The organism is Xanthobacter sp. AM11 (assembly GCF_047444035.1).
Classification (GTDB): domain Bacteria; phylum Pseudomonadota; class Alphaproteobacteria; order Rhizobiales; family Xanthobacteraceae; genus Xanthobacter.
Map to the genome: position 1 here is coordinate 1862073 of NZ_JBLAOA010000001.1, position 21798 is coordinate 1883870.

Here is a 21798-nt window from a genome sequence, read left to right on the forward strand (position 1 = left end):
CGCCCCGCGCCGTTCCTGCGCGTTGCGCCATCCGCCAGGCCCGCCCGGCGGCCTCACAGGGCGAACTGGCTCTCCACCAGGCGGGAGTAGAGGCCGCCGGCCTTCAGCAGGTCGGAATGCGCGCCCTGCTCGCTCACCCCTTCGCGGGTCACCACCACGATGCGGTCGGCATTGCGCACCGTGGACAGGCGATGGGCGATGACGAGGGTGGTGCGCCCGCGGGAAAGGGCCGCCAGCGACTGCTGGATTTCCCGCTCGGTCTCGCTGTCCAGCGCCGATGTCGCCTCGTCCAGGATGAGGATGGGCGGGTCCTTCAGGAACATGCGGGCGATGGCGAGGCGCTGCTTCTGCCCGCCGGAAAGCTTCACCCCCCGCTCGCCCACCTGCGTGTCGAGGCCGAGCGGCAGGGCGGCAATCATCTCGTCGAGCCGTGCGCGCCGGGCGGCGTCGAGGATCTCCGCGTCGGTGGCGTCGAGGCGCCCGTAGGCGATGTTCTCGCGGATGGTTGCCGCGAACAGGAACACGTCCTGCTGCACGATGCCGATGGAGCGCCGCAGGGAGGAAAGGGTCACGTCGCGGATGTCGTGGCCGTCGATGGTGATGCGGCCGGCGGTGGGCTCGTAGAAGCGCGGCAGCAGGGAGCACAGGGTCGTCTTGCCGGCGCCGGACGGGCCGACGAAGGCCACCGTCTCCCCCGCCGCGATGGTGAGGGAGAGATTGTCGAGCACGCGCTTTTCCGGGCTGTAGCCGAAGCCGACCTTCTCGTAGCGCACCTCGCCGCGCACCCGCTTGAGCTCCAGCGCCCCCGGCCGGTCGGCGATGTCGGGCCGGGTGTCGAGGAAGTCGAGGTAGGAGCGGAAGCCGGCAATGCCCTTGGGATAGATCTCCACCACCGCCGCGATCTTCTCCAGCGGCCGGAAGAAGACCGCCACCAGCAGGAGAAAGCCGACGAACCCGCCGTTGGAGAAGCTCGCCCCGCAGCACGAAATAGGTGCCGGCGAGCATCACCAGCACCTGCGTCAGCCGCATGCCCAGGTAGCTCAGCGACATGTTTGCGGCCATCAGCCGGTAGGCGGCGAGCTTGGTGGCGCGGTAATGCTCGTTGTCGCGGGCGAACAGGCGCCGCTCGTGGTCCTCGTTGGCGAACGCCTGGACCACGCGGATGCCGCCCACATTCTCCTCGATGCGCGCATTGAAGGCGCCGACGCGGCCGAACAGGGTGCGGAAATTCTCCGTCATCTCGCGCCCGTAATGGGTGGTGGCGAAGGCCACCGCCGGCACGATGGCGCCGGTGACGAGGGCAAGGGGCACGTTCACCCACAGCATCAGGAGGAAGGCGCCGATGAAGGTCATGATCGCCAGGAACACGTCTTCCGGCCCGTGGTGGGCAATCTCCCCCACCTCCTCCAGATTCTTGGTGAGCCGCCCCACCAGATGGCCGGTCTTCTGGTTGTCGAAATAGGAGAAGGACAGCTTCTGCAGGTGGTCGAAGCCACGGCGGCGCATGTCGGTCTCAATGTTGATGCCGAGCATGTGGCCCCAATAGGTCACCACCGCCATCAGTCCGGTATTGACCAGATAGATGACCAAAAGGCCGACCGCGGCCAGAAGGATGAGGCCCCAGTCCTGCGCCGGCAGCAGGTGGTCCACGAAGCCCTTGACCGCGATGGGAAAGCCGAGTTCCAGCAGGCCGGACAGGATGGCGCAGGAGAAATCCAGCAGGAACAGGTGTTTGTAGGGCGCGTAATAGGCGAAGAACTGGCGCAGTAGAGTCATGTCAAAAACGCTCGCATTATTCGCCGATAACACCATCATTGCACCACGGGCGCCAGCGGGCGCCCGTTGCGGGCCGGGCGCGGGGCCCGTGGGGCGCCCTTGCCTCAGCCATGGCCGCCGCCCTTCTTCTGCAGCAGCCAGATCAGGTAGGGCCCGCCCACCAGAGCGGCGAAGAAGCCCACGGGGATCTGGTAGGGATAGGCAAGGGTGCGCCCGAGGAAATCGGCCAGCATCAGCAGCGCCGCACCGATGATGGCGCTGGCGACGGGAAAGAGCCGCCCGCCGGCAAAGCCGGAGAGCCGCGCCAGATGCGGGGCCAGAAGCCCGGCAAGGCTCAGCGGTCCCACGAAGAAGGTGGCGGCGGCCGTCATCAGCGCCGCCAGAAGCGACAGGGACAGGCGGCTGGCCGCCACCGGCACGCCCAGCGACCGGCTCACCGGCCCGCCGAGGGGGAGAATGGCGAGCCAGCGGCCGAGCCAGGGCAGGGGTGCCAGCAGCACCAGCATGACGCCGGCGAGGATCGCCGCCTCCGGCGTGCCGGCGTGATCGGTGGAGCCGGCCATCCAGCCCAGCAGCAGGAAGGTGTTCCAGCCCCCCGCCGCAAACACCGCCGTGAGCACCGCAAGGCACATGGCGCCGAGGGCGACGCCGGCCAGCAGCATGCGATCGGGGCCGAAGCCGGTGCGCGCGCCCATCATCAGGATGAAGGCCAGGGCGGCGAGGGAGCCCAGCGCGCTCGCCGCCATCAGTGTGCCGGTGCCCGGCATGGGGAACACCAGCAGCGCCGCGGCAATGCCCACGCCGGTGCCGGCGCTCACCCCCAGCACCTCGGGGCCGGCCAGGGGATTGCCGGTGAGCCGCTGCATCAGCGCCCCGGCGGTGCCCAGCAGCGCCCCGGCGCAGGCGGCAGTGGCGACCCGCGGGAAGCGGAAGGGCCACAGCTCGGCGAGCAGCGGGCCGGTGGCCAGCGTCCAGCCGGTGCCGTCCGGCCCCAGGGTCAGTGCCAGCGCCGCCAGAGCCAGCGCGGCGGCCGACAGCAGCGCCAGGGCGCGCCAGGGGCGGGCCAGGCGGGGCGTGGCAGGCGCAGCGGCGGCAGGCGGCGTGGTCGGCGTCACCTGTGGCAGCAGCCACAGCAGCAGCGGCCCGCCCAGCAGGCCCACCATGGCGCCGGTGGGAATGAGGTCACCCCGGCTGCCCGCGGTGGCGAGCACCAGCCCGTCGGCGAGGCTGAGCAGCAGGGCGCCGATGAGCGGGGCGCGCCACAGCAGCTGTGCCGGCGTGCGCGCGCCGCTGAGGCGGGCGAAGGCCGGTGCGGCAAGGCCGACGAAGCCGATCACCCCCACTTCCGCAAACACGCTCGCCGCCAGCCAGACGGCAAGGGCGATGACGAGGATGCGCACCGCAAGGAGCGCCACGCCCAGGCTGCGCGCCGCCCCATCGTCCAGCGCCAGCACCGCCAGGGGCCGCAGCAGCAGCGCCGCGGCGGCGGCGCCGAGGGCGAGGCGGGAGGCGATGACGCCGGCGCTGTTCCAGTTCTGCTGGTGCAGCGAGCCGGCGCCCCAGATGAAGACGGACAGCACATACTCGCCGCGGGCGAGGATCACCGCCGCGCTCGCCGCCGCGGCCATCAGCGCCACGGTCATGCCGGCAATGACCACGGTGACGGGATCGAGCCCGCGCCGCCAGCTCATGGCCACCACCAGCGCCACGGCGCCGGCGCCGCCGGCGAAGGCGATGGCCTCCCGCGAGATCGCCAGCAGGCCGGGGGCGAAGGCGAGGGCCAGCGTCAGCGCCAGCTGCGCCCCGGCGGCGATGCCGAGGGTGGAGGGATCGGCGATGGGGTTGCGCAGCACCCGCTGCAGCAGCGCCCCCGACAGGCCGAGGGCGGCGCCGGCCAGCAGCGCGGTGGCCGCCCGCGGCAGCAACGCGTGCCAGAGCAGGGCCTCATCCAGCCGCTGCACCGTCTGCGGGTCGCCGGCGATCTCCGGGCGGCGCAGCACGGCGGAAAGGAACAGTAGCAGCGCCACGGCGGCAAGGCCGAGCCACAGGGGAAGCCGGTGCGCGCCGGGCATCTCGGGCAAGGTGGCGTCAGCCAAGGCCCGCTCCCGTGGGCTGGCGCAGGGCCGCGGCCAGCAGCCGGGCAAACCGCGCGGCGGTGGGCAGGCCGCCGAACGGGTTCACGGCGCCGAGCACGTAGACGCGGTTCTCCCGCACATTGGGCAGGGCCTGCCACACTGCGCTCTGCGGCAGGATGCGCCCGGCATCCGGCGGCACCGGGGGCAGGATGACGAGGGCGGCATCGGCAAAGCGGGCCAGCGCTTCCAGCCCCACCGGCGCGGAGGCGGCATAGGAGGTGCCCTCGCTCCAGGCATTGGCGAGCCCGAGGCGCGCCAATGCCTCGCCGAACATGCTGTCGGGGCCGAACACCCGGAAATGGCGGGCATCGCCGAGATTGATGACCAGCACGGGCCGGCCGCTCCAGCCGCCGAGGACGGCGCGGCAGCGCTCCAGCGTGTCGCGCGTGTCCGCGATGAGCCGGGCCGCCGCATCCGGCCGGCCGGTGGCGTGGGCCAGGCGCCGGGCGGCATCCTCGGCGCGGGCGAAGGGCCGGCCGTCCCGGGCATAGATGGAGAGTGTCTCCACCGGCGCGACGAGGCGCAGCTTCGGTTCGGACGCGACATAATATGCGGAATTGAAGATGAGGTCGGGCGCGGCGTGCAGCAGCGCCTCGAAGTTCGGCATGCCCCGCAGCCCCAGGTCCGCCACGCCGGCCGGCACCTGCGGTTCCACCGCCACCTGCCGGAACAGCACCAGCTCCGCCGCCGCCACCGGCGCGATGCCCATGGCGAGGAGGGTTTCCAGCAAGGCCCAGTCCAGGGTCGCCACCCGCACCGCGCCCGCCCGCGCCGGCCGGGTGGCAAGGAGGGCCGCCGCTGCCAGGAAGGTGCGCCGCGACGGCCCCCTCACAGCACGAACCCCATGGGCAGGCCGCTGACGGGATGGGGCATGACGCCCATGTCGAGATCGTAGATGGACCGCAGGGTGGCGGGCTCCACGATGTCCCGGGTCGCGCCGTGGGCCACCAGATGCCCGCCGCGCAGGGCCAGAAGGCGGTCGCAGCTGCGGGCGGCGAGATTGATGTCGTGCAGCACCACCACCACCGCCATGGCGGCGTCGCCGGCCACCAGCGCGCGCAGGATGGCGAGCAGCTCCATCTGGTGGGCGATGTCGAGGGCCGAGGTGGGCTCGTCCAGCAGCAGGCAGCGCGGGCCGGCCCCGTGCTTCAGCTGGGCCAGCATCATGGCGAGCCAGGCGCGCTGGCGCTCGCCGCCGGAGAGGCTGTCCACCGCGCGGCCGGCGAGGCGGGCAAGGCCGGTGCGCGCGATGGCGGCCTCCACCGCCGCCGCATCCGCGGCGCCGAAGCGGCCCAGCGCCCCGTGCCATGGGTAGCGGCCGAGGGCCACCAGCTCGCGCACGCTCATGGCGTCCGTGGCCGGGGTGAATTGCGGCATGTAGGCGACCTTGCGGGCGAAGGCCCGGCCGCGCCAGCCGGCAAGCGGCGCTCCGCCGAAGCGCAGCGTGCCCGCGCTGGGCGCCAGCTGGCGGGCAAGCAGCTTCATCAGCGTGCTCTTGCCGGACCCGTTGGGCCCGATGAGGCCATGGACCCGCCCCGGCGCGAGGGAGAGGGTCAGCGGCGCGAGGATCTGCCGGTTCCCGGCGCGCACGCTGACGCCCTCCATCTCCCACATGGGAGCGCCGGGGCAGGGGCCGGCCGCTACCATCGGTAGGTGATCTGGGCGGTCACGGTGCGCCCGTCCCCGTAGAAGCAGCCGAAGTAGCCGCAGCTTGCCACGTAGGTTTCGTTGGCGATGTTGTTCACGTTGATCTGGGCCTTGAAGGCCCCTTTCTCATAATGCACCGCCGCATCGAAAAGGGTGTTGGCGTCGAGGAAGATGGCGTTGTTGTCCAGCGCATAGCGCGCGCCCACGTAGCGCACGCCGCCGCCGAGGCCGAAGCCGGCCCACGGGCCGTTCCTGAAGGTGTAGTCGAGCCAGAGGTTGGCCATGTTCTCCGGCACGTTGGCGGGCCGGTTGCCGGCATATTCGCCCTGGGTGATCTCGGCGTTCATGTAGGTGTAGTTGGCGATCAGCTTCAGGCCCTCGGCAAGGCTCATGGTGCCGGACAGTTCCAGGCCCCGCACCGAGACTTCGCCGATCTGGGTCTGGTAGCTCACGCCGTTGATGAGCTGGGTGGAGAGCACGTTGCTCTGGGTGATGTCGTAGAGGGCGGCGGTGAAGAAGCCGTTCCAGCCGACCGGCTGATACTTCACGCCCACCTCGTATTGCTCGCCGGTGGAGGGCTGGAACGGCTGGCCGCCGAGGGCCGCCGGCGCGTTGCCGATCACCGGCTCGAACGAGGTGGAATAGCTCACGTAGGGGGCCACGCCATTGTCGAACAGGTAGGTCAGGCCGATGCGCCCGGTGAGCGCGCTGTCGTCCTGGTCCTGGGCGCTGTCGCCGTAATTGGTGTCGGTGGTGGAATCGGTGCTGGCCCAGTCCTGCCGCAGGCCGGCGGTGAGGAGCCACTGGCCGTAGCGCACCTGGTCCTGGGCATAAAGGCCGGTCTGGTTCACCGTGCCCTCCACCAGCGACATGTACCAGGGCGAGCCGGTGACGGGCTGGTTGTAGACGGGGGTGGTGAGGTCCAGGCTGGGGGCGGTGCCGAAGGCGGTGGTGTTGTTCTGGTGGTAGCGGCGATAATCCAGCCCTATCAGCAGCTTGTGGGTGAGGGGGCCGGTCATGAAATCGCCCTGCACCTGGGTGTCCACGGTCACCGTGTTCTGGTCCTCGACATTCTGCGAGGTGCCGCGCGCCGCCACCGTCGGGCTGCTCAGGTAGCTGTAGTAAAGGCTCCTGTAGTCCCAGTTGAGGGTCAGGTAGCGCGCATTCTGGCGCACCTGCCAGGTGTCGTTGAACGTGTGCTGGAACTCGTAGCCGATGCTCGCCAGCGTGCGGCTGGAGGCGTTGTAGTCGGGATCGCCGAGGAAGAAGTCGGGCGACAGGAGGTTCTGGAACGGCCCGACCGTATATTGCGCCGGCAGGCCCACCGGGATGCCGGCCTCGTCATATTGCACATTGCCCAGCAGGGTCAGCGAGGTGGCGTCGGTGGGCTTCCAGGTGAGGGCGGGGGCGATGAACAGGCGGTTGTCGTCCACGAAATCGGTCTGGGTGCCGGCATCCCGGGCAAGGCCGGTGAGCCGGTAGGCCACATCCGTGCCCAGGAGGCCGCCGACGTCGAACGCGCCCACGAAGCGATCGAAGCTGGCGATCTGGCCCTGCACCTCGCCGAAGGTGGTGAAGGTGGGGCGCTTGCTGATCATGTCGATGAGGCCGCCCGGATTGCCCTGGCCGTAGAGCACGGAGGCCGGGCCCAGCAGCACGTCGATGCGTTCCAGGCCATAGGGCTCGATGGCGATGCTGCCGGCGTCGCGCATCAGCTTCAGTCCGTTGAGATACTGGCTGTTGGCGGCGGAGAAGCCCCGCAGGATCGGGGAATCGAACCGCGGGTCGGTGCCGTACGGCTGGCCCAGCACGCCGACGCTGTAGTCCAGCGCCTGGCCCACATTCTGCACCGCGCGATCGTCCATCTGGTCGCGGGTGACCACGGAAACGGACTGCGGCACCTCGATGACCGGCGTGTCGGTCTTCGACCCGGTGATGGTGCGCTGCGCCACATAGCCCTCCACCGGGCCGGTGGGGGTCTGCGCGGTGGCCTGGGTTTCCACCGTCACCGTATCCAGCGCCACATCGGTGGCCTGCTGCGCCCGCGCCGGCGCTGCCGCCACCAGCGCGGTGGCGGCAGCGCCGAGCAGCCAAGATCGAGTATGCACACCTGATCTTGTAGTCATTCCATCACCCGCATGTCAAACTGTTCATTTAAGAACAATTAAAAACTGTATCTCTCGCCGATAGGCTGCGATTACTGCCTCTCATAGCAAAGGCGCTCTGTGACGGGATTGTCCGTTCCTCTTGCGAATTGATGCTTCTTGGCGTCATATTGCGCCGCGGGGAGGCAGGATAGGTGCCCTCCTATTGTTTATGAAGATTCTAAACTGTGCACTTCTATCCGGTGTCGGATCAGGTGCCTGTTCTGCCGGGCCGGTGCCCGCACGTGAGACCTGCCCCATGGCGTTCCAACCGCGCATGACCTCCTCCATCGAGGGCATCACGCTGCTTGACGACCTGCGCTGGCGCCGGTGGAACGGCGTGGTGGCCGATGTCTGGCGCGTGCATTGCCGCCCCGGGGCGCGGGGCGAATATGTGTCGCGCGATGCGCGGCTGTTCGTCGTGCTGGAGCGGGCCCGCGGCCAGACCCAGCTGCAGCTTTCCGCCAGCGGCGGCGCGGTGGATGCCTGCGCGCCGGTGCACATGAGCTATGTTCCCGCCGGCATGCCGCTCTGGTCGCGCGTGGAGGTGGAAGGCGAGTTGCGGCACCTGGACCTGCATTTCGACATTCCGGCCCTCGCCGAGCGCCTGGGCGAGGACCTGGACCCGGACCGTCTCGCCACCCCCCGGCTGGGCTTCATGGACGAGCGCATCCACGCCCTCGCCCGTCTCATCGCCCAGGAATGCGTGGAGCCGGACGCCCGCCACGACCTTTATGGGGACGGGCTGGTGATGTCCCTGTTCATCGACCTGATGCAGCTTGGCCGCAGCCCCGCGTCCCGGCGCACCGCCTTATCGCCGCGGCAGTTGCGGCGGGTCACCGCCTTCATCGAGGAAAACTGCCTGCGCAACGTCCGCCTGCAGGAGCTGGCGGCCCTCACCGACCTGTCGCAATCCTATTTCAGCCATGCCTTCAAGGCCGCCACCGGGCTTCCCCCCGGCCAGTGGCACATGCAGGCCCGCATGCGCCGGGTGCAGCACATGCTGGAGGACGCACAACTGCCGCTCACCCAGATCGCGGTGGCCGCCGGCTTTGCCGACCAGGCCCATTTCACCCGCGTGTTCCGCCGCTTCTGCGGCGTCACCCCCGCCGCCTGGCGCCGGGCGCGGCGCGGCTAGAGGGCGATCCGTTCTTTATTTGAATGGAGCCGGACCTGCCGGGATCGCGTCTGGCGGAGGGCGCCCCGGGCGGTGGCCGGGGCGGTTCGCGGCTGCTGTGACCCTGCGTCATACTGAAACATTCCAATTATGTAATTTATGATATTTGAATGTCTACACCAAGGACAAACCGCGGATTCGGGAGCAGGCTCTTTCGCTGCAACCCGACCCAGGGGGAGGGAACCCATGAAGGACGCTTTTCCAGGTCTGCTCGATCGCCGCCGCCTGCTGCTCGGCGGCATCGGCGCTCTCACGTCCGGCGCCCTGGCCGCCGGTGCGCTGGCGACGCCGGCGCGTGCCGATGAGCGGCTGAAGACCAAGGCCCGCATCGTCATCGCCGGTGCCGGGGCGGCCGGCCTTGCCACCGCATCGCGGCTGGCGCAGCGCCTGGACGGCGCCGATATCATTCTGGTGGACCGCCGCCGCGAGCATTATTATCAGCCCGGCTTCACCCTCATCGCCGCCGGGCTCAAGCCGGTGTCCTATTCGGTCTCCCGCACGAAGGACTATGTGCCCGGCGACGTGAAGCTGATCGAGGAGGCGGTGGCCGAGATCGATCCCGTCGGCAACAAGGTGGTCACCGAGAGCGGGCGGGCGGTTCCCTACGATTATCTGGTGGTGGCCACCGGCCTTGCGCTGGATTACGGCGCCATCGCCGGCATGGATCTGGCCCTGGTGGGCAAGAACGGCATCGGCTCGGTCTATGCCGGGCCGGAGGCGGCCGCCGCCACCTATTCCGAGATGTCGCGCTTCGCCGATACCGGCGGCGTGGGCCTGTTCAGCCGCCCCGCAACGGAGATGAAATGCGCCGGGGCGCCGCTGAAATACACCTTCATCACCGACGACGTGCTGCGCCGCCGCGGCAATCGCGGGAAGGCCGAGATCATCTATGCGGCCCAGAATACCGGCCTGTTCTCGGTTCCCATCGTGTCCGAGAAGGTGCGCATGCTGTTCCAGGACCGGGGCGTGAAGGTGGCCTACAACCACGTCATGACCGCGCTGGACCCCGGCCGGAAGATCGCCACCTTCACCACCCCAAGCGGGCCGGCGGAGCTGCGCTTCGATTTCATCAATGTGGTGCCGCCCATGCGGGCGCCGCAGGTGGTGCGCTCCAGCCCGCTGCCGTGGCAGTCCGGCCCGTTCGCCGCCGACGGCTGGATGGAGGTGGACCGCGCCACCCTGCGCCATGTCCGCTTCCCCAACGTGTTCGGCGTGGGCGACGTGGCCGGCGTGCCGAAGGGCAAGACCGCCGCCAGCGTGAAGTGGCAGGTGCCGGTGGCGGTGGACCACCTGGTGGCGAGCCTCGCCGGCAAGACCTCCTCGGCGGCCTATAATGGCTACACCTCGTGCCCGCTCATCACCCGCATCGGCCAGGCCATGCTGGTGGAGTTCGACTACAACAACAACCTCACGCCGTCCTTCCCCGGCATCATCGCGCCGCTTGAGGAGCTGTGGATCAGCTGGGTGATGAAGGAAATCGCCCTGAAGCCCACCTATATCGCCATGCTGCGCGGCAAGGCCTGAGGGAGCACGCGACCATGAAAGACCTTGATCCCGCAGTCTTTGCCGCCGTGTTCCAGGAAATCCTGGGGCCCTTCTTCTGGCCCCTCGTCGCCCTCGTGGTGCTGGGCGCCGCCGCCTTCGTGTTCGTGCTGATCCGCGATGGCAAGCTCGTCAGCGCGCGCTTCCTGTGGTCCGAGCTCATCGGCCTTCTGGGTGGCGTCTTCGCCATCTGGTTCACCTTCGCCATCACCAGTTCCGACCTTGCCGACATCGGCGGCCCCATCGACTGGGTGCTGCTGATCGCCCTGTTCGCGGCGGGCAGCGTGGGGGGCGCCATCATCGCCTATGTCCTGCTCTCCCTGCTGCGCCGCCGCCCGGCGGCGGGCTGACGGCGCTCTAACTTAAGGATAGAGAACGCGTGATCCGACCAGCTTGCGGTGCAAGCTGGTCGGCGCGTGCTCCAGTGGTTCGACCGCGACAGATGGAACCCATCTGTCGCGACCAGGTCGAACCACAACGCCTCGATCCACTAGGGCTCAGTGGTCGAGGGACCAGAGCAGGGAGATGACGGCCTCGTAGCGGTCCAGCATCTCCTCGTTTCCATCCATGAGCCGCTTGCCGGCCTGGGCGCACCCCATGGCGTCGAGGCCGGCGGGCAGGGCGTCGGTCGCCGCCGCCTCCTCCCGTTCCGGGTGCGCGGGATCGGCCGGCGCCGGGCGCCGGGACACGGCGCGAGGGTCGGCGCCGCGATCCAGCAGGAAGCGCACCGCGTCGATGCAGCCGTGCAGGGCGCCCGCCAGAAGGGGGGTAACGCCCGCGCGGTCGTGCCGGTCCAGCGCCGCCCCATGGCGGTGGAGGAGGACGAGCGCGGCGGGCGAATCCGCGATGGCGGCCTCCACCATGGGCGTGTGCGGGGCGTTCATGTCGTCCAGGGGCACGCCGCGCGCGGCAAAGCGCGCCGCGATGGCATCCAGGCGGGCGAGGAGGGGCGCGCGGGTGGCGGGGTTCGAAAGGGCTCCCGCCACCGCGCAGGCGGTGACGAAGGGCGACCACACGGTGGCGCCGTCCATGTCCCGCAGGCCGGCGAGGTCGTCCACGCCGGCGATGATGTTGTCCACGGTGCCGTCTTCCACCATCCCGGCTTCGGCCGGGCCGATGAGCGCCGATGCCACGAGGTGGAAGATCTGTGCCGGCGATGCCGCCGCCGCGGTGGCCGATGCCATCTCTTCGCGCACCGCCTCCATCTGCTGCAGCCCGAAGCCGGCGGTGGACCGCACCGGCGCGCCCTCCCGGGTGCCGGCGGGCCCGGGCTCGTTCTCGATGATCATCACCGCATCGGCGATGACGGCATTGTTGGCGGCCGGAAACCGTGGACCCAGCCGTTCGCGCATGGCGTCGATGAGCGCGATCACGCGCGTGCGGCTGTCGTTCCATTCGATCGCCCCGAGATCGCCGAGGGGCCGGGAGAGGTTGAAGCAGCCGACGCTCCACAGGTAGCCCTGCCCGGGATGGAACAGGATGCCCGAGCGCGCGCCGGTATCCATCAGCCGCACCGAGGGGCGCGGGGCGGCACCGGCGGCGGTGCTGTCGGTGAAGCCGATGGTCTTGTAGAGGGTCACGCCCGCATCGTCCGTGCGTGAGCCGGAATGGGTGCTCAACGCATAGGCGCCGGCCCGCACCCGCCGGTGCGCCTGCACGCCGGTCTGGCTGTTGTCGCCGGGGCCCTGGCGCTCGAAGGCGATGCCCGAGAGGCCGGGCAGGGGCGCGCCATCGAAGAAGGCGGCGTAGCGGCTCACGGTGCGATCGAAGCTCGCGTCGGCGGCGCGCTCGCAATGGGTGCGCGTCAGCCGCAGCACAAAGCCCCGCCGCTCCATCTGGGGCTGCGGCGCGCCATCGTCCGCCGGCCCCGGTGCCGCGGCGCGGGAGAGGTCGCGGTGGCGATCGGCCAGGGCACGGGCATAGCCGGGGTCCGAGGGGCGCCACGCCTGGCTCAGGAAGGCGATGAAATCGGCCGGCGCGGCGGTCCGGGCGCGCCAGCCGGCGAAGGCAGGGTCCCGCTCCAGCCGCTGCACATAGCCTTCCGCAAAGCGTGCAAGATCGAGGAAGCGGCAGAAATCGCCCTTCTCCGGGCTGGTGGGGTGCGGCACCCGGGCGGCGATGCCGGCGAGCCGGTCCGACCATTCGATGCCGGCGAAATTGAAGTGCTGCACCGCCAGCGCCGAGCGGCCCCAATTGGACTCCACCGCCCATTGGGCGGCGAGCACCGCCTTCACCCGGGCAAGGTCGGCATCGGCGGGTAGGTGGCGGGAGACCAGCTCGGCGAACAGCCGCGCATCGGCGGGGATGACGGCCATGTTGAGGGCGCCGTCGCCCCCATGGTCACCGGCGGGCTCCGCCGGCACGGGCGGGGCGGCGGCCAGGATGCGCCGCTCGATGCTGATGATGCGGTCGGCATAGCCGGGATTGCCATTGGACCACACGCGGCCGATGAAGCGGATGAAATCGTGGGGGGAGCGCCGCGCCGCCGCGCGCCAGCCGCCATAGGGCGAGCGATCGAGGAACATGAAATAGCCGGTGATGAAGTCTTCCAGGCGGCCGAAGCGCAGATACCAGTCGAAGCCGTCATGGGCCTCGTACCAGACCTTCTGCGCGGAGAGCTGGGTGAGGATCGCATCCACCTCGCTCAGCGCCTTCATGCCGGCAAAGTTGAAATGCTCCGCGGACAGCGCCGAGGTGCCCCAGCCGGATTCCTCCGCCCATTGGGCGAGGACGATGGATTTCAGGCTCCGGGCGGTGTCGGCGTCGAGGTCGGGAATGGAAAGGGGCATGGCCTCCAGGGCCTGCCTCAGCCGCGCGAACAGCGGGCCGCCGGGCAAGGCGGGTCCATCGCCGGCTACGTCGGGGCCGGGGGCCACCGGGCGCACCGGCCGGCCGGCGAACGCGGCATAAGCGGCGACGATGGCTTCCGCCAGATTCTGCTTGAGGGTGATGCCGAGGCGGGCATCAACCGGGTTGTGGCCGAAGAACGGCTCGATCAGCGCCGAGGGGTGGATCTGCACCACATTCTGCGTCCCGCGCGCATAGCCCGATCCCGGCCCGGGCATCTGGATGCCGCGGTCCTCGCTGTGCCCCTGCCGGTCGTAGAGGGCCACCATCGCCTCCTGGAGCTGCTTGGCCCAGGCGCGGGATTCCTCGGCGCCGAACAGGGTGAGCGTGCCCTTGGCGGTGGGGCTTTCGGCCCAGTTGAAATGCAGCTCCACCGTCGCTGCCGGCCGCCATTGCCGCACCGGCGCGTAGGAGCCCTCAATGTCGGTGCCGTCGCGGGTGAAGATCTGGCAGCGGATGCCCTGTGCGGTGGCGACGGCGTGGATGCGCCGGGCGAGGTCCGAATTCCATCCGTATTCGAAGCGGTCGTCGGGCGCGAAGGGCGGGCAGGCGCCCTTGGCACCCGGGCTGGCCCGGGTGTGCCCCACCATCACCGCGAGCCCATCCGGCGCCGCCGCGGCGGTGGCCTCAAGGGCGGCCTGCGGGGCTGCGGCGGCCGCCACGGCCATGCCGGCGGCGAGATCCTCCAGTTCCTCGCGCAGCGCCCAGCGCTGTTCGGCGGCGTCGTCTGCAAGCCCGGCCGGGGCTTGCACGGCTTCTTCCCCGCCGGGCGCGGCGATCCGGCTGCGGAGCGCGTCGAGGCGTTTTACAAGGGCGGCGCGGCGATCGGCGGAAAGGGGCTGGGAGCCGGGTGACGTCATGGAAACCCTCCTGCGGGCGTCGAGGTCCATCCTGTCGTGGCAAGGTGCGCGCCGCCGTCGAGGGGGCGGGCGGTTCGTCAGGGCTTTTTCACCGGACCGAAGGGCGCGATGGGCGGATTGGAGAAGCGGGTGTCGGCCGCCCCGCCATCGGGTTCGGGCGGCAGGCGATCGGCGAAGGCCTCCACCACATAGCGACCGCTGGCGGGGTCTATCGGCACCACGCCAAAGGCCGGGTTGAGCGCATCCTGCGGCAGGCCGAGCTGCGCGGCAGCATCCGCAAGGCTCGGCGCGCCGGCTGCGCCGGTTACGGTCATCAGCACCGTCCTGCGTTCGGCCATGGCGGGCTCCCTCGCGTCCGGGGCGCTTCACACGCCGCAGATGGCGGCGGCCGCGTCGGGGTCGATGATCCCATGCCCGTAATCGGGGTTCCAGCCTGCGGGCCCGCCGCCGCCGGGCCGCGCCGTCGCCATGATCTGGGCGAACAGGGCGTGGGGCGGGGTCGTGGCCGGGGACACACGGGTACGGATCGCCGCGACACAGCCGGCGGCCACCGGGCAGGCAGCCGATGTCCCGGTGTCGGGCGTGCCGGCGCCGAAGGCCTGCGAACCAAGAAAATGGGTGTAGGCCGTCACATCCGGCTTCTGTGCGGACATGCCGGCGATGGCGGGCCCCTGCGAGGAATAGCCGACGCGCACGTCCGTGGTGTCGCATCCGGCCAGGGTCATGACGTCCGGGGAGGCGTTGGCGCCCATGATGGTTCCGCTGGTGCGCGAGCGGCAGCGCATGTCCGCGCACTGGCTGCCGCAATTGCCAGCGGCGAAGATGATGTCGGCACCGGCACGGGCCAGCACCCCCACCACCGCCGTGAACGGATGGTTGGGATTGTCCACATAGCGGCCGCGATGGCCGGGCGGAAAGTCCCAGCCGGGGTGATAGATGCCCCAGCTGTTGGTCACCACCAGCGCCGTGTAGCGCGGCCCGCCGCCGGCGAAGGCGACGCCCCAGAAGGCCAAGAGCTGCGCATAGGCCTGCAGCGCCACGCTCAGGGTGCGCCCGGTCATGGCGCCGCCCGGTGCCGTGGCGGAGAGGATGGGAAAGTCGAGCAGCGTGGCGTCCGGCGCGGCGATCAGGGCATCGAAGGCGCACATGGTGCCATGGTCCACCGGATGGGCGCCGGGCGCCAGCGTGCTGCCGGGCGGGCGCCAGGAGTTCGCAGCGTCAAAACGCGGCATGCCGCCGAGCTGCCGGCGCAGGTGGTTGAGGTTGATGCCGGTGTCCATGACGGCGATGGCGACATCCCGTCCGGTCAGCCCCCGCCCGTGGACGGCGGCAAGTTTGAGGCGCGCCGCGACATCCGGCACGCCGCCCACCGCCGGCGAACCGCCGCAGGTGAGGAAGGCGGCGATCACCGGATCGGAGAACAGCGGCTGCCCCTCCATCGTCTCGGGGATCTCGGCAGGGTCCTGCGCCTCGATGAAGCCGCGAACGACGAAGGTCTCGGACTTGTCTGGCCGGGTGCTCTCGGTGCTCAGGTCGGAGCCCGGCCCTGCGCCCAGGGGAACTGCCGCGAAGGTGGGGTCGATCTCGAAGGCGCCGGGCAGCTGGGCCGATTCCAGGCTGCTGGCCGGGCCGCGGTGCTCGGCGGTTGCCTGGGCGGATTCACGGAAGGTTTCTTGTGCCGGAAGGACGGCGAGCACTGGAACGCGCATGATCTGCCCCCTCTTGCGTCAGGGAATGGATCACCGGCCTTTCCGGCGGGAAACCGTCCGGGCCAGGCTGCACGCGCCTGCCCGGAGCCTTCCGCCGCCCGGATCCGTTACGCCGATCTCATGGGGCCGGGCATGCCGGCGCGGTGTCGCTTACGCACCTGCTGCCCGGCCGAAAAGAAAAGGCACCGCGGGCAGTTGCCCTCTTCTTCCATCTTCAAGCAGATGGCAGATGAGGCCATGAAAGAGTGGCCCAGCATGCAGAATTCGGCATCCCCCGTTTGGGGGAAATGCCGTGGCCGGGGTGCCGCGCGGGGCCTCCGGGGGGTCAGAAGTTGGGGTTGGCCGGCCGCTTCAGGCCCAGGAGGTCGCGCAGTGTCGGGCCCTCATACTGCGTGCGGAACAGGCCGCGTGCCTGCAGGATGGGGATGACGAGGTCCACAAAATCATCGAACGCGCCGGGGAAATAGGGCGGCATCACGTTGAAGCCGTCCGCCGCGCCGTTCTCGAACCAGAGCTGGAGCGTGTCCGCCACCTCCTCGGCGGAGCCCACCAGCACCCAGTGGCCGCGGGCGGCGGCCACCATGTTGTAGACGTCGCGCAGGGTGCCGCCCTCGCGCCTGGCCTTGGCCAGCATCACGCCGGTGAAGGATTTGTAGGTGTCGGCCTCGGGCAGATCGGGGATGGGGCCGTCGAGGTCGAAGGCGCTCATGTCCGTGCCGAAGCGCTCGGAGAGCATGCCCAGCGCGTTTTTCGCATCCACGAAGCGCATGAGCTCGGCCAGCTTCTCGCGCGCCTCCTGCGCCGTGCGGCCCACCACCGGCATCACGCCGGGCAGCACGCACACGTTTTCCGGCTTGCGGCCGAAGGCGGGCAGGCGATCCTTCAGCGCCTTGTAGCCGGCCTGGGCTTCGGCGAGGTCCTGCACCACGGCGAACACGATGTCCGCCGTGCGCGCCGCAAGCTGCTGCCCGGGCTCCGAGCCGCCGGCCTGGGAGATGATGGGATGGCCCTGGGGGCTGCGGGAGATGTTGAGCGGTCCCTTCACCTTGAAGAACGGCCCCGCATGGTCGAGCGCGCGCACAAGGGCGGGGTCGATGTAAAGGCCGCTTTCGCGGTTCGCGACGATGGCATCGTCCGCCCAGCAGTCCCACAGGCCCTTCACCACGTCGAGGAACTCGCCGGCGATCTCGTAGCGCTTCGCGTGGTCCGGGTGCAGCGTGCCGAAATTGGCAGCGGCGGCCGGGGCGGCGGTGGTCACCGCGTTCCACACCGCGCGGCCGCCGGAGATGTGGTCGAGGGAGGCGAAGGCGCGGGCCACCGTATAGGGATCGCTATAGGTGGTGGAGACGGTGCCGCCGAGGCCGATGTGGCTGGTCGCCCCGGCGATGGCGGCAAGCAGCGTCAGCGGCTCCAGCCGCGCGGTGTAGGAGGGGTGGGCGGCTGGGTCGGCATTGAGGTTGTCGCCCATGAAGATGAGGTCGAACAGCCCGCGCTCGGCGATGCGCGCGATCTGCCGCACCTTGCCGATGTCCTGGAAGGTGTCGATGGCGCCGGGGGTGCGCCAGCCGGCGATGTGGCTTCCCGTTCCCAGAAGGAACAGGCCGAAATGCATCTTGCGGGTCATGCAGGCTATTTCCAGAAGATGAGACGCTTCTCGGCGAAGCCGACGAGGCCGAAGAACAGAAGGCTTGCGGCCGAGGCCACGAAGATGGCGGACCACACCTTCACGAAATCCACCTGCAGCACCGCCTGGTAGATCACCCAGCCGAGGCCGTCATAGGCGCCCAGCATCTCGGTGACGATGGCGACGATGATGGCGCGCACGGTGGACACCCTGAGCCCCGCCGCGATGAGCGGCAGCGCCGTGGGCAGCCGCAGGCGGAACAATATGGAAAGCCGCCCGGCGCCGAACGAGCGCATCAGGTCCACCGCGCGCCGGTCCACCCGGTCGAGGCCCGCCAGCGCCGAGAGGAAGACGGTGAAGCTCACCGCCAGCGCCACCATGACGATCTTGGACGGCATGCCGATGCCGAACCACAACAGGATCAGCGGCGACCACGCCACCACCGGCACGGAATTGATGGAGGTGGCCACCGGCACGATGGCGTTGCGCGTCGGCGGCACCAGCGTGATCACCACCGCCAGGCCGATGCCGATGGCGGCGCCCAGCACATAGCCGATGACCGCTTCCGCGAAGGTGTAGGCCCCCGCCGCCAGCAGCACCCCCCGATGGTCCCAGATGGAACCGAGGATGGCACTGACCGAGGGCAGCGTATAGGCCGGCAGGTTGAAGCCGCGGGCGATGCCTTCCCACAGCGCCACCAGCAGCACCATGCCGAGGATGCCGCGCTGGGCGGCGCGGGACGGACGGGGCAGGGACAGGGCGCTCATTGCTCGGCTCCCCAGAAGACGAAGAGGCGCTCGGCGGCGGCGACCACCGCGTAGAAGCCGGTGCCCAGCAGGGCGCACATGGCGATGGCGGCCCAGATGCCGATGACGTTCTCGTTATACATGCCCTGCAGCAGCAGCACGCCGAGCCCCACCGTGTCGCCGAACCATTCGCCGACGATGGCGCCCACCAGCGCCAGGGCGGAGGCGAGGCGCAGGGCGACGAAGATCTGCGGCAGCGCCGCCGGCAGTTGCAGGCGGGTGAGCAACTGCAGGCGGCTGGCGCCGAACGAGCGCATGAGCGCTTCCTGCCGCGGGTCCACGCTCTCCAGGCCCAGCAGCGCGTTCACGGTCACCGGGAAGAAGGTGAGGTAGAAGGAGATGGCCGCCTTGGCGAGGAGCGTGTTGCCGAACCACAGGACCACCAGCGCGCCGAAGGCGATGACCGGAATGGTCTGCGACACCACGAAGATGGGGAAGATGAGCTCGCGCAGAACCCGCGCCCGGAAAAACACGATGGCGATGGCGACGCCGAACACCGCGCCGGAGACAAAGCCCATGAGCGTCTCTGTGAGGGTGCGCAGGAAGCCCTGCACATAAGGCTGCGGTGTCGAAACGATGGCGCCGATCACCAGGCTCGGCCGCGGCACGTACCAGGGCTTGACGCCGAAGACCACGATGAGGCCTTCGGCCGCCGCCAGCACGGCGAGGAGGATGGCGAGGCCGCGGGCGGCGCGCGCCAGCGGCTTCAGCAAGGCGGGTACCCCCGGCCGTGTGGCCGGAGGCTGGAGCGTGGTGCTGCTCACGGGCGGCGGTCCGCCACCGGGATGGCTTCAAGGAAGGAGCGGTTGAAGGTGGCGGCAAGGTCCACCGGCTTGGCGATGACCTTGGCGTCGAGGAACAATTGCTGGGTGATCTTCACCGCGTCCATGTCGATCCAGAACAGCCCGTCCTCCTTCACCTTGCCGGCGGTCATCAGCTTCGCCACCTCGGCCAGCATGAATTCCTGGTGGGCGCGGTCCAGGGTCGGGGCCACCTTCATCACCGTGTCGATGGCGCCCTTGGGGTCCTTGAAGGCATCCTGCCAGCCCTTGATGGAGGCGCGCAGGAAGCCCTTCACCAGCTCCGGCTTCTCCTTGGCGGTCTGTTCGGAAACGATGAGCGTGTCGCGCGGGAAGGTGACGCCGGAATCCTCCGCCACGAAGGTGCGCAGCTTCTCTTCGCCCATGCGGGTCTTGATGGTGTAGAATTCATTGTAGCGCGTGGCGGTGACCACATCAATCTGTCCGTCCACGAAGGGCGTGACGCTCACCTGCTGGGGCTGGATGTCCACCAGCGCGGGGTCGAGCCCCTGCTTGGTCAGCATGGCCTTCAAGACATGGTTGGCGCCGGTGAACCATGTGGTGACCTTCTTGCCCTTGAAATCCTGAATGGACTTGATGGGGCCGTCCGCGCGCACCACGAACACGAAGGGCGTCATCTGGTGGGAGATGCCCACGCACACCACCGGCAGGCCCTTGTCGCGGGCGGCGAACACGCTGTCGAGGCCGCCGGAGAGGCCGAAGGTGTCGGCGCCGGTGGCCACCAGGTTCTCAGCGAGGATGTTGGGGCCGCCGGGATTGATGGTGAGGTCGATGCCCTCGGCCTTGTAGTAGCCCTTGGCCACGGCCACGTAGAAGCCGGCGAACTGGGCCTGGGGCAGCCACTTGAGGCGCAGGGTGGCCGGCACGGGGTCGGCTGCTGCGGCGGGCAGGGCGCAAAGCGCCGTGGATACGAGGGCGGCGCCGGCCGCGAGGGTGGAAAGGAAGGTTCGGCGGGCAATCATGGCTGGTCTCCGGTGAATGGCGGGCCGCGTCTTCGGGCGGCGATCAGGTGCGGTAGGACGGATCGGTGCGGTCGAGCTGGCGCATGAGGGCCGGCCATTCGCGCTCGCCGGGCACGAGGATGTCGCCCTTGAGGTCCCAGAACTGGCGGGCGGCCTTCTCGCACACCTCGTGGGGTGGCAGCACCAGCTTGACGCCGGAGGCACAGGCCGCCTGCATGGCCAGCTGGATGCGCGCGGCCCGCTCGAAATAATAAAGCAGCATGAAGGCCTCGCCCGGCGTGCGGCCCACGGTGAGGATGCCGTGGTTGCGCATCAGCATCACCTTGTGGGGGCCGAGGTCGGCCACCAGGCGCTGCTGCTCGTCAAGGTCGATGGCGACGCCCTCGTAATCATGGAACGCCTGGCGCTTGTAGAAGCGCATGGCGAACTGGCTGAGCGGCAGCAGCCCCTCTTCCTGCCCGGAGACCGCGACGCTGGCATCCGAATGGGTGTGGAGCACGCAGGCGGCGTCGTGCCCCGTCTTGTGGACGGCGGCGTGAATGACGAAGGCGGCGAGGTTCACCTCATGGGGGGTGGTGTCGAGCTTGCGACCCTGCGTGTCGATCTTCACCAGGCTGGAGGCGGTGATCTCCTCGAACAGCAGGCCGTAGGGGTTGAGGAGGAATTCCCCCTCCCGGCCCGGTACCCGCAGGGAGATGTGGTTGTAGATGAGATCGTCCATGCCGAGCTTCGCCACCATGCGGTAGCAGGCCGCCAGCTTGACGCGCGCATCCCATTCACCCGCATCCCATTCACCCGCATCCTTGGCGGCGGGGATTCCGGCGGTGCTCATCACTTGCCCTCCGTGAAGGATTTCATCGCCTCTTCCTCGATGGCCTCCAGCAGGGTGCGCTTCAGGCGGATGAATTCGGGGGAGATGACGATTTCCGGCGGGCGGGGGCGGGGCAGGTCCACCTTCTGCGTCAGCTTCACCTTGCCGGGGCGCGCGCTCATCACCAGCACCCGGTCGCCGAGGAACAGCGCCTCGTCCACGTCGTGGGTGATGAACAGGATGGTGCGCTGGTGCTTCTGCCACACGTCCAGCAGCCAGCGCTGCATCATGGTGCGGGTGAGCGCGTCCAGCGCACCGAACGGCTCGTCCAGCAGCATCAGGTCGCGCTTGAACAGGAAGGTGCGCATCAGCGCCACCCGCTGGCGCATGCCGCCGGACAGCTGGTGGGGATATTGCTGGCCGAAGCCGGCGAGGCCGAACTCGGGGAGCATCCTCTCGGCCAGGGCGCGGGCTTGGCGGCGCGGGGTGCCCTCCACCTCCAGGGCGAGGATGGCGTTATCGATCACCGTGCGCCAGGGCAAAAGCAGGTCGCGCTGGGGCATGAATGAGACGCGGCCGAGCAGGTCGGCGGAATGCACGCTGCGGCCTTCGAAGCGCATGGCGCTGCCGGCGTCCGGCTCCTCCAGCCCGGCGACGATGTTGAACAGCGTGCTCTTGCCGCAGCCGGACGGGCCGACCACGGTGACGAACTCGCCCTTCTCCACCGTCGCGGTGAAACCGTCGATGGCGCGCACGGCACCGAAGGTCTTGGTGAGGGCCCGCAGGTCGAGGATGTCGCCGGGCGCGGCAGTCGGCGCGGCGGCGCCTGCAGCATCGGCGCGCATGGCCTCGGCCCCGGGGGATGATGCAGCCGGCAAACGCGCCCCTTTCCTCTTTGTATAATCAAAGCGCCGTGGCGCATGCGAGAGTATGGTCG

16 protein-coding genes and 1 pseudogene are annotated in these 21798 nt (G+C 69.7%); 3 read left to right on the plus strand and 14 right to left on the minus strand.

The window, feature by feature from the left end; translation table 11 throughout:
• Nucleotides 1-53 precede the first annotated feature (53 nt).
• The 5 genes and pseudogenes from ACI7BZ_RS08645 to ACI7BZ_RS08665 form a co-directional block, all read right to left on the minus strand.
• Nucleotides 54-1776: pseudogene (locus ACI7BZ_RS08645) on the minus strand (ABC transporter ATP-binding protein).
• Nucleotides 1777-1880: 104 nt separating this feature from the next.
• Nucleotides 1881-3848, minus strand: coding sequence for a Fe(3+)-hydroxamate ABC transporter permease FhuB (gene fhuB, locus ACI7BZ_RS08650; protein ID WP_414119118.1), 1968 nt, complete (start codon nt 3846-3848; stop codon nt 1881-1883).
• A 16-nt stretch (nt 3849-3864) separates the two neighbouring features.
• Nucleotides 3865-4743 carry an iron-siderophore ABC transporter substrate-binding protein gene (locus ACI7BZ_RS08655; protein ID WP_414116760.1) on the minus strand — a complete coding sequence of 293 codons (879 nt, stop codon included), beginning with the start codon at nt 4741-4743 and terminating at the stop codon, nt 3865-3867.
• Entirely contained in the window at nt 4740-5525 is a 786-nt protein-coding gene (locus tag ACI7BZ_RS08660; protein ID WP_414116761.1) for an ABC transporter ATP-binding protein, read from the minus strand. Before ACI7BZ_RS08660 ends, ACI7BZ_RS08655 begins: the two co-directional genes overlap by 4 nt.
• A 26-nt stretch (nt 5526-5551) precedes the next feature.
• Complete coding sequence (locus tag ACI7BZ_RS08665) at nt 5552-7684, minus strand: TonB-dependent siderophore receptor (protein WP_414116762.1); 2133 nt, start codon at nt 7682-7684, stop codon at nt 5552-5554.
• Nucleotides 7685-7961: 277 nt separating this feature from the next.
• On the opposite strand from ACI7BZ_RS08665, the gene ACI7BZ_RS08670 reads away from it, so the two are divergent.
• The 3 genes from ACI7BZ_RS08670 (at nt 7962) to ACI7BZ_RS08680 (ending at nt 10771) form a co-directional block, all read left to right on the plus strand.
• Nucleotides 7962-8840, plus strand: a complete 879-nt coding sequence (locus tag ACI7BZ_RS08670) for a helix-turn-helix domain-containing protein (protein WP_414116764.1) — start codon at nt 7962-7964, stop codon at nt 8838-8840.
• Nucleotides 8841-9065: 225 nt separating this feature from the next.
• Complete coding sequence (locus ACI7BZ_RS08675) at nt 9066-10403, plus strand: NAD(P)/FAD-dependent oxidoreductase (RefSeq protein ID WP_414116765.1); 1338 nt, start codon at nt 9066-9068, stop codon at nt 10401-10403.
• A 14-nt stretch (nt 10404-10417) separates the two neighbouring features.
• Nucleotides 10418-10771, plus strand: a complete 354-nt coding sequence (locus ACI7BZ_RS08680; RefSeq protein ID WP_414116766.1) for a DUF5368 domain-containing protein — start codon at nt 10418-10420, stop codon at nt 10769-10771.
• Between the two features lie 147 nt (nt 10772-10918).
• Here ACI7BZ_RS08680 and ACI7BZ_RS08685 read toward each other — a convergent pair whose 3' ends face one another.
• The 9 genes from ACI7BZ_RS08685 to ACI7BZ_RS08725 form a co-directional block, all read right to left on the minus strand.
• Nucleotides 10919-14128, minus strand: coding sequence for a glucosaminidase domain-containing protein (locus ACI7BZ_RS08685; protein ID WP_414116767.1), 3210 nt, complete (start codon nt 14126-14128; stop codon nt 10919-10921).
• A gap of 77 nt (nt 14129-14205) precedes the next feature.
• Nucleotides 14206-14466 carry a hypothetical protein gene (locus ACI7BZ_RS08690; protein ID WP_414116768.1) on the minus strand — a complete coding sequence of 87 codons (261 nt, stop codon included), beginning with the start codon at nt 14464-14466 and terminating at the stop codon, nt 14206-14208.
• Between the two features lie 27 nt (nt 14467-14493).
• On the minus strand, nt 14494-15837 hold the full coding sequence (locus ACI7BZ_RS08695) for a S8 family serine peptidase (protein ID WP_414116769.1): 1344 nt from the start codon (nt 15835-15837) through the stop codon (nt 14494-14496).
• 325 nt (nt 15838-16162) lie between these two features.
• Nucleotides 16163-17461: an LLM class flavin-dependent oxidoreductase gene (locus ACI7BZ_RS08700; protein ID WP_414116770.1), complete on the minus strand. Its 1299-nt coding sequence runs from the start codon at nt 17459-17461 to the stop codon at nt 16163-16165.
• A gap of 5 nt (nt 17462-17466) precedes the next feature.
• Nucleotides 17467-18228, minus strand: a complete 762-nt coding sequence (locus ACI7BZ_RS08705) for an ABC transporter permease (RefSeq protein ID WP_414116771.1) — start codon at nt 18226-18228, stop codon at nt 17467-17469.
• Complete coding sequence (locus ACI7BZ_RS08710) at nt 18225-19031, minus strand: ABC transporter permease (RefSeq protein WP_414116772.1); 807 nt, start codon at nt 19029-19031, stop codon at nt 18225-18227. The genes ACI7BZ_RS08705 and ACI7BZ_RS08710 overlap by 4 nt, the downstream gene beginning before the upstream one ends.
• Nucleotides 19028-20050 (minus strand): ABC transporter substrate-binding protein, encoded by a 1023-nt coding sequence (locus tag ACI7BZ_RS08715; protein WP_414116774.1) that lies wholly within the window; start codon nt 20048-20050, stop codon nt 19028-19030. Before ACI7BZ_RS08715 ends, ACI7BZ_RS08710 begins: the two co-directional genes overlap by 4 nt.
• 43 nt (nt 20051-20093) lie before the next feature.
• Nucleotides 20094-20882, minus strand: a complete 789-nt coding sequence (locus ACI7BZ_RS08720) for a class II aldolase/adducin family protein (protein ID WP_414116775.1) — start codon at nt 20880-20882, stop codon at nt 20094-20096.
• Nucleotides 20882-21706, minus strand: a complete 825-nt coding sequence (locus ACI7BZ_RS08725) for an ABC transporter ATP-binding protein (protein ID WP_414116776.1) — start codon at nt 21704-21706, stop codon at nt 20882-20884. The genes ACI7BZ_RS08720 and ACI7BZ_RS08725 overlap by 1 nt, the downstream gene beginning before the upstream one ends.
• Nucleotides 21707-21798 lie beyond the last annotated feature (92 nt).